Source organism: Marinobacter antarcticus, assembly GCF_011049865.1.
Taxonomy (GTDB): Bacteria; Pseudomonadota; Gammaproteobacteria; order Pseudomonadales; family Oleiphilaceae; genus Marinobacter; species Marinobacter antarcticus_A.
This window is the reverse complement of record NZ_DRGY01000082.1, coordinates 19,311-32,316: the sequence shown is the minus strand read 5'-3', so window position 1 is coordinate 32,316 and position 13,006 is coordinate 19,311. Positions and strand designations below refer to the sequence as shown.

The window sequence follows — 13,006 nt, the reverse complement described above, 5'->3', positions numbered from 1 at the left end:
GAGCTGGAAGGTCGAGGCCATCGCTTCTGCCGCTACGCTGACGACTGCAATATCTATGTGGCCAGCGAAAAGGCAGGGCATCGTGTGATGGAAAGCATCACCCGATTCCTGGAGCAACGGTTGAAACTGACGGTCATCCCATTGCCACCACAGCTCAGGGAATAGCGCCATCAAGGCGCTGCGCGCCATGCCTGGCGCACCAATAAAAAACCCCGAGCAACACGTTGCTCGGGGTTTTCGCTTTCAGCAAAACCTTGACGCTAGGGTCGGGACACCTCGGCGCTGTTTCTCAGAAATTGCTGATACGCTGCGTATTCACGCTGCCCCTCAAGGGACGCTACAAACTTACGCAGCTTATTCAGGTCGGCGCTGTCTTTTTTGACATCACCCTCGTTCACGCCGTCCAGTGCGATCACCGCAATGCCGTCTTCTGTCATGGCCGTGCCATAACTCACGCCCTTTTCGACCGTGGGGCGTGCCAAAGAGAAAACCGTCTGTATAACCAGAGGATTTGCATCTTCGGCGTTTCGACCTTGGGCTTCAAACGGCTTCCAGCTACCCGCGTTCTGGGCCTCCAGAGACTTACCATCCTCAAGGCCGGCGACGACAGTCTCAGCGCGTTTACCGAGCATTTCCCGGGTCTTGCGCGCTTTCAGATTATTGCGGATAGCGTCTTGAACATCGTCAAGCGCAAGCTGTTCAGCCTCACGGTATTCGCGAACACTGGCAACCACAGACACATTATCCCCAACGTCAATTAACTCGGTGTTGTACCCGCCCTCAAGCACATCTTCTGAGAACAACTGACGTACCAGCCCCGGGTGATCAAACGGTGCCTGGCCACCTTCTCTGGTAATACCCTTTGCCTCGCGAATTTCCAGACCAAGCTCCTTGGCAGGCCCGGCAAGATCATCTGCGGCATAGGCGGAATCGGCCAGTTCCGTGCGCACTTCAGCATACTTTTCCGCTGCGCGTTTCTGGGCTAGTTCAGTGCGCAGTTGCTGCTCAATGTCTTTCAGTGGGGGAACCTCTGATCGACGAACGTCGTCAAGGCGAATCAGATGCACACCAAAGCTGGTGTTTACCGGGCCTGACACCTCGCCTTTCTTCAGTGCAAACAACGCTGTTTCAAACGCTTCGTCATACACACCACGGCCAGCAAAACCCAGGTCGCCGCCCTCTTTGGCGGATACGGTGTCAATCGAGAACTCTTTCGCCAGTTTTTCAAAGCTTTCACCGGCTTTCAGGCGCTTCTGAATGGCTTCTATTGTCTGGTCGGCGTCAGCGCCATCTTCAATCAGAATATGGGACGCACGGCGCTCCTCACGAGCCAGATCACCTGCGCGCTGTTCATAGTAGGTCTGAAGATCTTCCTGGCTTATGTCCATCTTTTCAGCCAGGGCGCCCAGCGATAACGTTATATACGCTGCATCAACCTGCTCTGGTTGCTTGAAGGCACTTTTGTTTTCCTGATAAAAGGCTTCTACTTCCTCATCGCTGATGGTCAACTCATCCGCAACCGCACTGACAGGAATATTCACCACTCGGAAATCCCGGGTCTGGTTCTGGATCCGTAGAATCTGCGCCGCATTTTCACCGGCAACCAGGCCGCTTTGCATAATGCCGCCGCGGATCTGATTAACCACATATTGCTTGCGCATGGCTTCCCGGAATTCACCCACACCCATACGAAGGTTGCGCACAGACGCCACGAAGCGGTCGCGATTAAACTGCCCATCAATCTGAAATTGCGGCATCCGGGTAATCAACGCGTCAATATCCGCGTCGCTGAGCGCAAGTCCTTGGGCGCTGGCGTCCTGAATAAGAACCTGCTCCTGAATCAGAGAATCCAGCACATCCTTGCGGATCTGATCCTCGTTCAGCATCGCCGGGTCGGGACGTTCCATACCGGAAAGACGACGCTGACTCTCCATTTGAACAACGCGAAGGAATTCCTGCTCGGTAATGTCCTCCCCATTTACCGTTGCCACCTCCGGCTCGCCGGAGAAGCCCCCAACAATGGCGTCCATTCCCCAGATGGAAAGCGACACCACCAACAGACCGATAATAATCTTGGCAATAGTGCCTTGGGAATTTTCCCGAATATCTTGAAGCATGTTTCTCCCGAACCCCTCTGCCGGTGCCCCTGGTGTAAAATGGCGCATCCTGTCTAACGTAAACCTGTCTAACGTAAAAAGGCGCACCCTGTCGGAATGCGCCTTGAATTCTTCTTGGCGACTCCCTTTGACAGGAGCCGCCGTAGAAAGAACCGTTACTTAACGGCGTCTTTCAGGGCCTTACCTGCTTTGAACCCAGGCACTTTAGAGGCCGCAATTTTGATCTCGGCACCCGTTTGTGGGTTACGACCAGTGCGCGCAGCGCGATCTTTCACTGAGAAAGTACCAAAACCGATCAGTGTAACCTGATCGCCTTTTTTGAGGGCACCGGTGATAGAGTTGGTCATTGCGTCCAGAGCACGGCCAGCGGCGGCTTTGGAAATATCTGCAGATTCTGCAATTGCATCGATTAGTTCGGACTTGTTCACACTAAACCCCTTCGCTTTCAGGTTGAAGATGTTATAGGTTGGTTTGTTGTTTCTCGGACGTTCTCGACTATCGCATAAGCTGTCGGAGAATTCCATTCTTCGGTTTTCTTATTCCTTTCGGCATTCGACCGGTGTTCGGAATAGGTACACAGTGCGCGGGAACCCTTGGTATTGGCTGCTCCGCGGCGAAACAGTTATACCAATGGGCTCTCTGGCCTGTCAACAACTCATCGAAGCTTTAATGTGTATTTATGCGTTCTGCACCGTCACTTTCGTCGTCGCGCGGTTGGTTTGACTCCCCATCAGAGGACGTTCCAGCCGTGTTCGGCTCCGGTGCGTAAGCCAGGGCAATATCCAGCACTTCGTCAATCCATTTGACCGGGCGAATCTCCAGTGACGCCTTGATGTTGTCCGGTATCTCTTTGAGATCCCTGACGTTTTCATCCGGAATCAAAATCGTCTTGATACCACCACGATGGGCCGCAAGAAGCTTTTCCTTTAGCCCGCCAATGGCCAGAACCCGGCCTCGAAGCGTAATTTCGCCGGTCATCGCAACGTCTGCCCGAACCGGAATTTTAGTCAGTGCAGAAACCAGTGCGGTGCACATACCAATACCGGCACTTGGACCGTCTTTGGGGGTTGCACCTTCAGGTACGTGGACGTGCAAATCGTGCTTTTCGTGAAAATCGTCGGCAATACCCAGACCTGGCGCACGGCTTCTGACCACGGTAAGCGCCGTTTGAATGGATTCCTGCATGACATCACCGAGGGAGCCTGTCTTGACAACCCGACCTTTGCCTGGCGTGAGGGCGCACTCTATGGTCAGCAGTTCGCCGCCCACCTGCGTCCAGGCCAGGCCGGTAACCTGACCGATCTGATTCGTTTCTTCAGCAAGTCCGTAGCTGAACTTGCGCACGCCCGAATAATTTTCCAGCATCTCCGGCTCAAGAACCAAGGTTGCCTTGTCACTAGCTTCCACGTGCTCACGCACCACCTTCCGGCAAATCTTCGCTATTTCCCGCTCAAGGCCACGCACACCGGCTTCGCGGGTGTAGTACCGCACGAGATCACGCAAGGACGCTTCTGGCAGCGCCAGCTCATCTTTACGCAGGCCGTTTGCCTTGATCTGTTTGGGTACCAGATAACGCAGGGCAATATTCACTTTCTCGTCTTCGGTGTAACCCGGGATCCGGATAATCTCCATACGATCCAGCAGAGCACGGGGCATGTCCATGGAGTTGGACGTGCACACAAACATCACATCAGAAAGATCGTAGTCCACTTCCAGGTAATGATCGTTAAACGTGTGGTTCTGCTCAGGATCAAGCACTTCCAGCAAAGCCGACGCGGGATCGCCCCGATGATCCATACCCATTTTGTCGATTTCATCGAACAAAAACAGCGGGTTTTTTACACCTACCTTGGACAGCTTCTGCAGCAACTTGCCAGGCAGCGCACCGATATAGGTTTTGCGGTGGCCACGGATCTCGGCTTCATCGCGCACACCACCCAGAGCCATCCGCGTGTACTTGCGATTGGTGGCTCGTGCAATGGACTGACCCAGGGAGGTTTTACCGACACCAGGAGGCCCCACGAGGCACAGCACAGGACCTTTCACTTTTTTCACGCGGCTTTGCACCGCAAGGTATTCAAGAATGCGTTTCTTGACTTCATCAAGCCCGTAGTGATCCTCGTCGAGAATCGCTCTGGCTTTTTCGATATCGTGACGCACCCGACTGCGTTTTTTCCAGGGTACGGCCAGCATCCAATCGATGTAACCACGAATAACCGTGGCCTCGGCAGACATAGGCGACATCATCTTCAGCTTGTTAAGCTCTGATTCCGTCTTTTTTCGAGCCTCTTCGGGCAGGCCCGCCTCCTCAAGCTTTTGCTCCAACTCCTCAAAATCGTTATTACCTTCGCCCAGATTGCCCATTTCTTTCTGAATGGCCTTCATCTGTTCATTAAGGTAGTACTCGCGCTGGCTGCGTTCCATCTGCTTTTTCACGCGACCACGGATGCGCTTCTCAACCTCAATCAGGTCGATTTCACCGTCCAGTTTGCCCAGCAAAAGCTCGACACGGCGATTAACGTCAAGCGCTTCCAACAGCTCCTGTTTTTCCGGAATGCGCATCTCCAGATGCGCCGCCATGGTGTCTGCAAGACGATCCAGTTCTTCAATGCCAGACAAGGCATTGGAGACTTCCGAGGGTACCTTTCTGGACAGCTTCACATATTTTTCAAATTCGTCGATCAGGGTTTTCATGAGCACTTCTTCTTCGCGCTCAGGTAAACCCTCTTCGTCCATCAGCGTGGCGCCACCGGAAAGGTACTCGGCTTCAGAAATATTACTGATCGCTGCCCGGGCATTGCCCTCAACCAGCACTTTTACCGTGCCGTCAGGGAGCCGCAACATTTGCAGGACTGTGGCCAGAGTGCCCACGTCGAACACATCATCGGGGCCTGGCTCATCTGTGGCGGCGTCCCGCTGGGCCACCAGAAGGATCTCTTTGCTCCCTTCCATCGCGGCTTCGAGAGCCTGAATGGATTTCTCGCGGCCCACGAACAGGGGGACCACCATGTGCGGGAACACCACAACATCCCGGAGAGGGAGCAGCGGGTATTCTTGCACGATATCTTCGGGTATCCGGGTCATAAGGAATCCTCTGACGATGTTTTTTCCAGCATATCACCCTTGATTGGGGCGGCTGTTGAAAATGCAATCTTTTTACCAAACAACACAGAGCCAGGCACTGCCGATACAAACCAACGAAAAAGGGGCGTCGCCGCCCCTTTTATTTATCGCTCAGCCGTGACTGACCGGTCAGTCATCCGGTACAGCTTTCGCGTGATCGGTGTTCGCATAGATCTTGAACGGTTCTGAATCGCCCTTGATCACGCTTTCATCAATCACAACCTTGGAAATGTCGTGCTCAGACGGAATCTGATACATGGTGTCGAGCAGAGTCGCTTCCATGATCGAGCGAAGACCGCGCGCACCGGTTTTGCGTTTCAGAGCCTTGTTGGCAACAGCACGCAACGCCTCATCCCGAAAATCAAGCTCTACCCCTTCCATGTCAAACAGCTTCTGATATTGCTTGGTCAGGGAGTTTTTCGGCTGTGTGAGAATCTGGACAAGCGCGTCTTCATCAAGCTCGTTGAGTGTTGCCACCACGGGCAAACGACCAACGAACTCGGGAATCAGGCCATACTTGACCAGGTCCTCTGTTTCCACGTTCTTGATGACGTCTCCGGTATTTTTGGAGTCGTCCCGACTGGCCACCGCGGCGGAAAAACCAATACTGCTCTTTTCAGTACGATCCCGGATGACTTTGTCCAGGCCCGCAAACGCGCCACCGCAAATGAACAACATATTGCCGGTATCAACCTGCAAAAATTCTTGCTGCGGGTGTTTTCGTCCGCCCTGGGGCGGCACAGAGGCAACCGTGCCTTCGATCAGCTTCAGCAGAGCTTGCTGAACGCCTTCACCCGACACATCGCGTGTGATGGAAGGATTGTCCGATTTGCGGGAAATCTTGTCGATTTCGTCAATGTAAACAATGCCCCGCTGGGCTTTATCGACATCATAATCGCACTTTTGCAGCAGCTTCTGGATGATGTTCTCAACATCTTCACCCACATAGCCTGCTTCAGTGAGCGTTGTGGCGTCCGCGATGGTGAAGGGAACATTGAGCATCCGCGCCAGCGTCTCTGCGAGTAACGTTTTACCGCTACCGGTCGGGCCGATCAGCAGGATGTTACTTTTCCCGAGCTCTACGTCGCCCTTGCCTTCACCGTATCTGAGGCGCTTGTAATGGTTATACACCGCCACCGCAAGAACGACCTTGGCGCGATCCTGACCGATGACATACTCATCGAGTGTATTGCGGATTTCAGCCGGCGTCGGGAGTCGATCACTCGGCTCCTCCTGTGCATTTTCCTGAATTTCTTCACGGATAATATCGTTGCACAGGTCGACACACTCGTCGCAGATGAACACCGAAGGCCCTGCAATGAGCTTACGGACTTCATGCTGGCTCTTTCCACAAAACGAGCAGTAGAGCAACTTGCCGTTATCGTCGCCTCTGCCGTTTCTTTCATCTGCCATTGAAATACCTCTGATCTCGTTTTGCCGGCGCGTCGCTTTAGACAGTGAGACGCCAGCCAGGGGTGATGCAATTTCTGCCAGTATTATTTATTCGGCACGCGCTTATCAAGTATCGAGTCAATCAGCCCATATTCTTTTGCCTGGGTCGGATCCATAAAATTGTCGCGATCCGTGTCTCTGGAAAGAGTTTCCAGGTCTTGGCCAGTATGATGAGCCAGTATCGAATTCAACGTATGACGGATCTTGAGGATCTCACGTGTGTGGATTTCAATATCCGTCGCCTGGCCCTGATAACCGCCCAGTGGCTGGTGAATCATAACGCGCGAATTGGGCAGGCATGCCCGCTTGCCCGCAGCACCGCCAGCCAACAGAAACGCACCCATGCTGGCTGCTTGCCCAACGCAAAGCGTTGATACATCTGGCTTGATGAACTGCATGGTGTCGTAGATAGACATGCCTGCCGTTACAGAGCCGCCGGGGCTGTTAATGTATAGATGAATGTCTTTATCGGGATTTTCAGATTCCAGGAACAGAAGCTGCGCCACGATCAGATTGGCCATGTGATCTTCCACCTGCCCAACCATGAAGATGACCCGTTCCTTGAGCAGACGGGAATAAATATCGAACGAGCGCTCCCCGCGGGCAGTCTGCTCGATAACCATCGGCACCAGAGCGGACCTGGTATCCATTGCGGGACCATCGATTGGTTTCTGCGTCATGATGCGCCTGAACTCCTTATGGACAAATGGGACGTGGCTTTAAACCACGGCATCTTCAGTATTCTTGCATCTTGTACTTTGCCGGCCGCAAACCAAGATGAAAACAGCCGGGCATGCCGGCTGTTCATTCTGTTCGGCCAGCGGGGCCGGGCATTAGTCCGGCTCCGGCACGGTCACACCACTAATTTCAGCGCTGGGTTTGCCCTGCCTGGATGGCCTCTTCGTACTTGACCTTCTTTTCCGTAACCTTAGCCTGAGACAGCACATAATCAACTACCTGATCTTCCAATACGGAAGATTCGATCTGGCTTTTCTGCTCAGGGCTACTGTTAAAATGCTCAACAACCTCGCTTGGCTGTTCATACGTTGAAGCAATTTCCTGGATCTTTTCGTCGACCTTGGCCGGATCTACTTTCAGATCATTAACCTTTACAACTTCCTGAAACAGCAGGCCCGTTTTCACACGACGCTCAGCCTGCTCCTGGAAGATTTCCTTCGGCAGTTGCTGGAAATCCACTTGGCCACCAAAGCGCTGAACCGCTTCCTGACGCAGTCGATCAATTTCCTGATCGGACAATGCGGCAGGGATATCGACGTCTGTTGTTTCCAACAAGCCGTCTACAACGTCGTTCTTGACCTTGTTAGACACCGCCTGCTTGAGTTCACGCTCCATATTCTTTTGCACTTCTTTGCGGAAGGAGGCTTCGTCTTCCGCCTCAATTCCGAATTTGGAGAAAAACTCGGTATCAAGCTCAGGCAGTTGCGGCTCTTCGACTTCATGAATCTTGATGTCGAATTTCGCAGGCTTGCCCTTCAGATCCTCGTTGTGATAGTCCTCGGGGAACGTCACTTCAATCTCGAGCTCTTCGCCGGCCTTGCCACCAACAATGGCTTTTTCAAAGCCCGGAATCATCTGCTCGGAACCCAGCGTCAACTTATGACCCTCAGCCGAACTGCCCTCAAACTCTTCGCCATCGATAGAGCCCTTGAAGTCGATTGTCAAAACGTCCTTGTTCTTGGACTTGCGTTTGACAGATTTCATGGTGGCTTGCTGCCTGCGAAGGTTATCGATCATCGTGTCGATATCCTTTTCAGTGATTTCAGACGCCAGTTTCTCGATGGAAATCTTGCTCAAATCGCCCAGTACAATTTCAGGAAGAACTTCGAAAATGGCAACGAACTCGAAATCCTTGCCCTCTTCCAGTGTCTTGGGCTCAAGCTTGGGCCAGCCAGCAGGATTCATATCCTGCTCCTGCAAGGCCTTGACGTAGCTGTCGCGCATGATTTCGCCGACAATTTCCTGGCGCACGCCATCACCGAAGCGACGCTTGACCACGCTCATGGGCACCTTACCTGGCCTGAAACCATTAATACGCACGGTGCGCGCCGTTTCCTGCAGACGCTTCTGAACCGCCTGATCAATTTCCTGGGCTGGCACACCAATCGTCATGCGACGCTCAATGTTGGAGGTCGTTTCTACAGACACTTGCATGGAGGATCCTCAAATTTCAGGTTCGGTATGTGAATGAATTTAAAACCAGAAGGCCGTTCCTGGGCAGTTTTCCCGGAAAAGACCCAAAATTAAAAGCCGTTAGTTTATCACGATTTACCATGGCGAGAGAATCACCTGGCACGAGTAGTTTCAGGGTTCGTGGCAATTAACGCCGTTAAAGAAAGGATTTGGGGACAAAAAGAGAAAAACAAAGGGGGAAGGCCCGTTAAAGGCATTTATCAACCCCTGCCCGGCCCATATAAAACCGGCCCATATAAAAAAAGCCCTTGGAATAATTCCAAGGGCTTTAAAAGTGGTACTCCGGGAGGGACTTGAACCCCCACACCTTGCGGCAACAGGACCTAAACCTATCGTGTCTACCAATTCCACCACCGGAGCAAAAAATCCAGTAATAACAGCGTTTCGACCGCAATGAACGTATGAACAAACAATACGGGAAACACATATAAAATATTGGGGTGGACGAAGGGGATCGAACCCTCGACCGCAGGAGTCACAATCCTGAGCTCTACCAACTGAGCTACGCCCACCACACTGAGATATATCTATCAACTTTGCTATTTACGGTGGCTCGGTACCGATCAAGCCGACGGCTTTAATGGCGCGCCCGGCAGGACTCGAACCTGCGACCCTCGGCTTAGAAGGCCGATGCTCTATCCAGCTGAGCTACGGGCGCTTGACCGTTCGCCCACCTGAACATTCAGAAAATGGTCGGGGTAGAGAGATTCGAACTCCCGACATCCTGCTCCCAAAGCAGGCGCGCTACCAGGCTGCGCTATACCCCGTCTGAACTGAACAATCTGTGCATCAGCAAAGTTGGCGCGGATATTACCGTCGCCAACTGCGTCCGTCAACAAGGAATATGAAATTCTCTCTCAAATCAGCTATTTCAGCAGAACTTTTTTTCAAAACCCGATCGCTACACCCGGGTTCGCCAATTGGAGTTAGGCGGTAAGCGTGAGACAATATACAGCCCCATATTTTACCCATGACCAACCGATAAGACGAATCATGAGCGCCAAACTGATCAATGGAAAAGAAATCGCTATCGCTGTCCGCCAACAAGTCGCCACCGGTGTGGAAGCACGCATCAACCAGGGGCTGCGGGCGCCTGGCCTGGCCGTCGTACTGGTGGGCAGCGACCCGGCTTCCGAAGTTTACGTAGGCAACAAGCGCAAAGCCTGTGCCGCAGCAGGAATCCTGTCGCTCTCCTACGACTTGCCTGCCGATACGTCTCAGCAAGCTCTGGAAGCGCTGATTAACGAGCTCAACGAAAACCCTCTGGTCGACGGCATACTGGTTCAGCTACCTTTGCCCGATCAACTGGACGCAGACCCTATTTTGTTGAAGATCCGCCCTGATAAAGACGTCGATGGTTTTCACCCGTATAACATTGGGCGCCTGATGCAGCGTAAGCCAGCCCTGAGGCCTTGTACTCCAGCCGGAGTCATTACCCTGCTGGATAGCATCAACACCCCCTATAAGGGCCAACACGCAGTGGTTGTGGGAGCGTCCAACATCGTAGGCCGCCCCATGATCATGGAACTGCTGCTCAAAGGCGCAACAACCACTGTGTGTCACCGCTTCACACCGGATCTGGAAAGATACGTTCGTGACGCCGATATTCTGATCGCGGCCGTGGGCAAACCTGGTCTGATTAAAGGTGAATGGGTGAAGCCGGGCGCTACGGTGATTGACGTGGGCATCAACCGTATGGAAAACGGAAAGTTGCAAGGTGACGTTGATTTTGAGGCGGCCTCAGAGCGGGCTGCGTACATTACACCCGTGCCAGGCGGCGTTGGCCCAATGACCATAGCAACACTGCTGCAAAACACGCTGTACGCGGCGAACGAACTGCATAACGAGTGAGAGCAAAAAAACCCGCCGAAGCGGGTTTTTTCTTCTCAGCCGATATTACTGACCGAATTTCTCTTTCGCCTTCAGGCGATAAGCGTGCAGCAGTGGCTCTGTGTAGCCGCTTGGCTGCTCGCGACCTTTGAGAACCAGATCCATTGCGGCCTGAAACGCAATGCTGTCAGCGAAGTCTGGCGCCATGGCCCGGTAGGTCGGATCACTGGCGTTCTGCTTGTCAACAACCTGCGCCATACGCTTCATGGTTTCTTCAACCTGCGCCTGAGTGCAAATACCGTGATGCAGCCAGTTGGCAAGGTGCTGTGACGAGATTCGCAGCGTCGCACGGTCTTCCATAAGGCCGACATCGTTGATATCAGGAACCTTGGAGCAGCCAACACCGCTGTCAATCCAGCGCACAACGTAACCGAGAATACCCTGGGCGTTGTTATCCAGCTCTTGCTGAATCTCTGTTTCCGTCAACCTGGACGCATCGTCCATGACAGGCACGGTCAGGATGTCATTCAGATTGGCACGGGTGCGGCTCTCCAGCTCTTTCTGGATATCCGCCACAGACACTTGGTGATAGTGGGTCGCGTGCAGAGTTGCCGCGGTAGGTGAAGGCACCCACGCCGTGTTGGCACCTGCCTTCGGGTGACCAATTTTCTGCTCAAGCATGGCAGCCATGAGATCCGGCATGGCCCACATGCCCTTGCCAATCTGGGCAACGCCACGGAAGCCCGTCTCCAGGCCAATATCAACGTTCCACTGCTCGTAAGCGCCAATCCACGCGGCCTGCTTCATTTCGCCTTTGCGAATAAACGGCCCCAGCTCCATGGACGTGTGCATTTCATCACCGGTGCGATCCAGGAAGCCGGTGTTGATGAACACGGCACGATCCTTGGCGGCATGGATGCAGGCTTTGAGGTTCACCGTGGTCCGACGCTCTTCGTCCATAATGCCGACTTTCAGCGTAAAGCGCGGCAGACCCAAAGCATCCTCAACGCGGCCAAAGAATTCATTGGTAAACGCGACTTCTTCAGGGCCGTGCATCTTCGGTTTTACGATGTACACAGAGCCCGCAGTGCTGTTCTGGAGGCGCCCGCCGACTTTGAGGTCGTGAATGGCGATCAGGCCCGTGAAGATACCGTCCATAAGGCCTTCGGGAACCTCAGAACCGTCTTTTAGCAGAATCGCCGGGTTGGTCATCAGGTGACCGACATTACGGATAAACATCAGGCTGCGGCCTTTCAGCTTCAACTGACTGCCGTCTGGTGCTGTGTATTCGCGATCCGGGTTCATTTTACGGGTCAGGCGCTCGCCGCCTTTGTCGAAGGTTTCTTCCAGATCACCTTTCATCAGGCCCAGCCAATTGCTGTAGGCCAGGGTTTTATCGTCGGCGTCTACGGCGGCAACGGAATCTTCGCAATCCATAATGGTTGTCAGCGCAGATTCCATCAACACGTCTTTTACATGAGCGCCATCATCCTTGCCAATCGGGTGGGTGGCATCAATCTGGATTTCGAAGTGCATGCCGTTCTTGACCAGCAGGATACCGTTGGGCGAATCGGCCGCGCCGGTATAACCCACAAAACCGGATTCGTCTTTCAGGCCGACAACATCGCCGCTCTGCAGCTTGACGGCGAGTTTGCCATTGGCAACCTGATACAGGGCCGCATCTTTGTGGCTGCCGGCGGCCAATGGTGCAGAGCTGTCCATCAGATTGCGGGCGAATTCGATAACCTTCGCGCCGCGTACCGGATTGTAACCACGGCCTTTTTCAGCACCGTTGTCTTCAGAAATGGCATCGGTGCCGTACAGCGCATCGTACAGGCTGCCCCAGCGCGAATTCGCCGCGTTCAATGCGAAACGAGCGTTCATGATCGGCACCACCAGCTGAGGGCCAGCCATGGTCGCAACTTCAGGATCCACATTGGCGGTAGAAATACGGAAATCCGCAGGCTCATCTACCAGGTAGCCAATATCCTTCAGAAAAGATTTATAGACCGCCATATCCAGCTTCTGACCCTTGTGATCACGGTTCCAGCTGTCCATTTTTTCCTGGAGTGCATCGCGCTTGGCGAGAAGCTCGCGATTGCGCGGCGCCAGATCATTGACGATCTTGTCGAATTCCGACCAGAATTTTTCTGCATCGATTCCGGTGCCCGGAATTGCTTCGTTATTCACGAAGTCATACAAGTTCTTCGCGACTTGAATGCCGCCGAGTTCTACGCGCTCTGTCATCGTTCTTAGCCTCAGTGGGTTAACTC

8 protein-coding genes, 4 tRNA genes and 1 pseudogene are annotated in these 13,006 nt (G+C 53.4%); 2 read left to right on the top strand and 11 right to left on the bottom strand.

The genetic code is table 11. The features are described 5' to 3' along the window. Positions 1 to 135, top strand: a pseudogene (locus ENI00_RS10705) (group II intron reverse transcriptase/maturase); the annotation flags it as partial. Between the two features lie 125 nt (positions 136 to 260). On the opposite strand, the gene ENI00_RS10700 reads toward ENI00_RS10705, so the two are convergent. The 10 genes from ENI00_RS10700 to ENI00_RS10655 form a co-directional block, all read right to left on the bottom strand. Then, positions 261 to 2,117 (bottom strand): SurA N-terminal domain-containing protein, encoded by a 1,857-nt coding sequence (locus tag ENI00_RS10700; protein ID WP_304101859.1) that lies wholly within the window; start codon positions 2,115 to 2,117, stop codon positions 261 to 263. 155 nt (positions 2,118 to 2,272) lie between these two features. Next, on the bottom strand, positions 2,273 to 2,545 hold the full coding sequence (locus ENI00_RS10695) for an HU family DNA-binding protein (RefSeq protein WP_044386154.1): 273 nt from the start codon (positions 2,543 to 2,545) through the stop codon (positions 2,273 to 2,275). A gap of 238 nt (positions 2,546 to 2,783) precedes the next feature. After that, positions 2,784 to 5,201, bottom strand: coding sequence for an endopeptidase La (gene lon, locus ENI00_RS10690; RefSeq protein ID WP_304101857.1), 2,418 nt, complete (start codon positions 5,199 to 5,201; stop codon positions 2,784 to 2,786). A gap of 168 nt (positions 5,202 to 5,369) precedes the next feature. Next, the gene (clpX, locus tag ENI00_RS10685; protein WP_304101855.1) at positions 5,370 to 6,653 is read right to left on the bottom strand and encodes an ATP-dependent Clp protease ATP-binding subunit ClpX; all 1,284 of its coding nucleotides are present in this window, start codon (positions 6,651 to 6,653) and stop codon (positions 5,370 to 5,372) included. A gap of 83 nt (positions 6,654 to 6,736) precedes the next feature. Next, on the bottom strand, positions 6,737 to 7,372 hold the full coding sequence (clpP, locus tag ENI00_RS10680; protein ID WP_304101853.1) for an ATP-dependent Clp endopeptidase proteolytic subunit ClpP: 636 nt from the start codon (positions 7,370 to 7,372) through the stop codon (positions 6,737 to 6,739). Between the two features lie 187 nt (positions 7,373 to 7,559). Beyond that, positions 7,560 to 8,864 carry a trigger factor gene (gene tig / locus ENI00_RS10675; RefSeq protein WP_304101852.1) on the bottom strand — a complete coding sequence of 435 codons (1,305 nt, stop codon included), beginning with the start codon at positions 8,862 to 8,864 and terminating at the stop codon, positions 7,560 to 7,562. A 314-nt stretch (positions 8,865 to 9,178) separates the two neighbouring features. Next, positions 9,179 to 9,263: transfer RNA gene (locus ENI00_RS10670), tRNA-Leu, on the bottom strand. Between the two features lie 76 nt (positions 9,264 to 9,339). After that, positions 9,340 to 9,415, bottom strand: a tRNA-His gene (locus tag ENI00_RS10665). Between the two features lie 69 nt (positions 9,416 to 9,484). Beyond that, positions 9,485 to 9,561 (bottom strand) — tRNA-Arg (locus ENI00_RS10660). A gap of 32 nt (positions 9,562 to 9,593) precedes the next feature. Next, a tRNA-Pro gene (locus tag ENI00_RS10655) sits at positions 9,594 to 9,670 on the bottom strand. A gap of 226 nt (positions 9,671 to 9,896) precedes the next feature. Between ENI00_RS10655 and folD the strand changes: the two genes are divergently transcribed. Beyond that, entirely contained in the window at positions 9,897 to 10,754 is an 858-nt protein-coding gene (folD, locus tag ENI00_RS10650; RefSeq protein WP_304101850.1) for a bifunctional methylenetetrahydrofolate dehydrogenase/methenyltetrahydrofolate cyclohydrolase FolD, read from the top strand. A gap of 45 nt (positions 10,755 to 10,799) precedes the next feature. Here folD and ENI00_RS10645 read toward each other — a convergent pair whose 3' ends face one another. Next, positions 10,800 to 12,980 (bottom strand): malate synthase G, encoded by a 2,181-nt coding sequence (locus ENI00_RS10645; protein ID WP_304101849.1) that lies wholly within the window; start codon positions 12,978 to 12,980, stop codon positions 10,800 to 10,802. Positions 12,981 to 13,006: the final 26 nt, after the last annotated feature.

What these genes read in the sequence shown, in the direction of transcription:
- clpP (WP_304101853.1), bottom strand. Translation starts at nt 7,372, where the DNA reads ATGACGCAGAAACCAATCGATGGTCCCGCAATGGATACCAGGTCCGCT.
- tig (WP_304101852.1), bottom strand. Translation starts at nt 8,864, where the DNA reads ATGCAAGTGTCTGTAGAAACGACCTCCAACATTGAGCGTCGCATGACG.
- ENI00_RS10645 (WP_304101849.1), bottom strand. Translation starts at nt 12,980, where the DNA reads ATGACAGAGCGCGTAGAACTCGGCGGCATTCAAGTCGCGAAGAACTTG.
- lon (WP_304101857.1), bottom strand. Translation starts at nt 5,201, where the DNA reads ATGACCCGGATACCCGAAGATATCGTGCAAGAATACCCGCTGCTCCCT.
- clpX (WP_304101855.1), bottom strand. Translation starts at nt 6,653, where the DNA reads ATGGCAGATGAAAGAAACGGCAGAGGCGACGATAACGGCAAGTTGCTC.
- ENI00_RS10700 (WP_304101859.1), bottom strand. Translation starts at nt 2,117, where the DNA reads ATGCTTCAAGATATTCGGGAAAATTCCCAAGGCACTATTGCCAAGATT.
- folD (WP_304101850.1), top strand. Translation starts at nt 9,897, where the DNA reads ATGAGCGCCAAACTGATCAATGGAAAAGAAATCGCTATCGCTGTCCGC.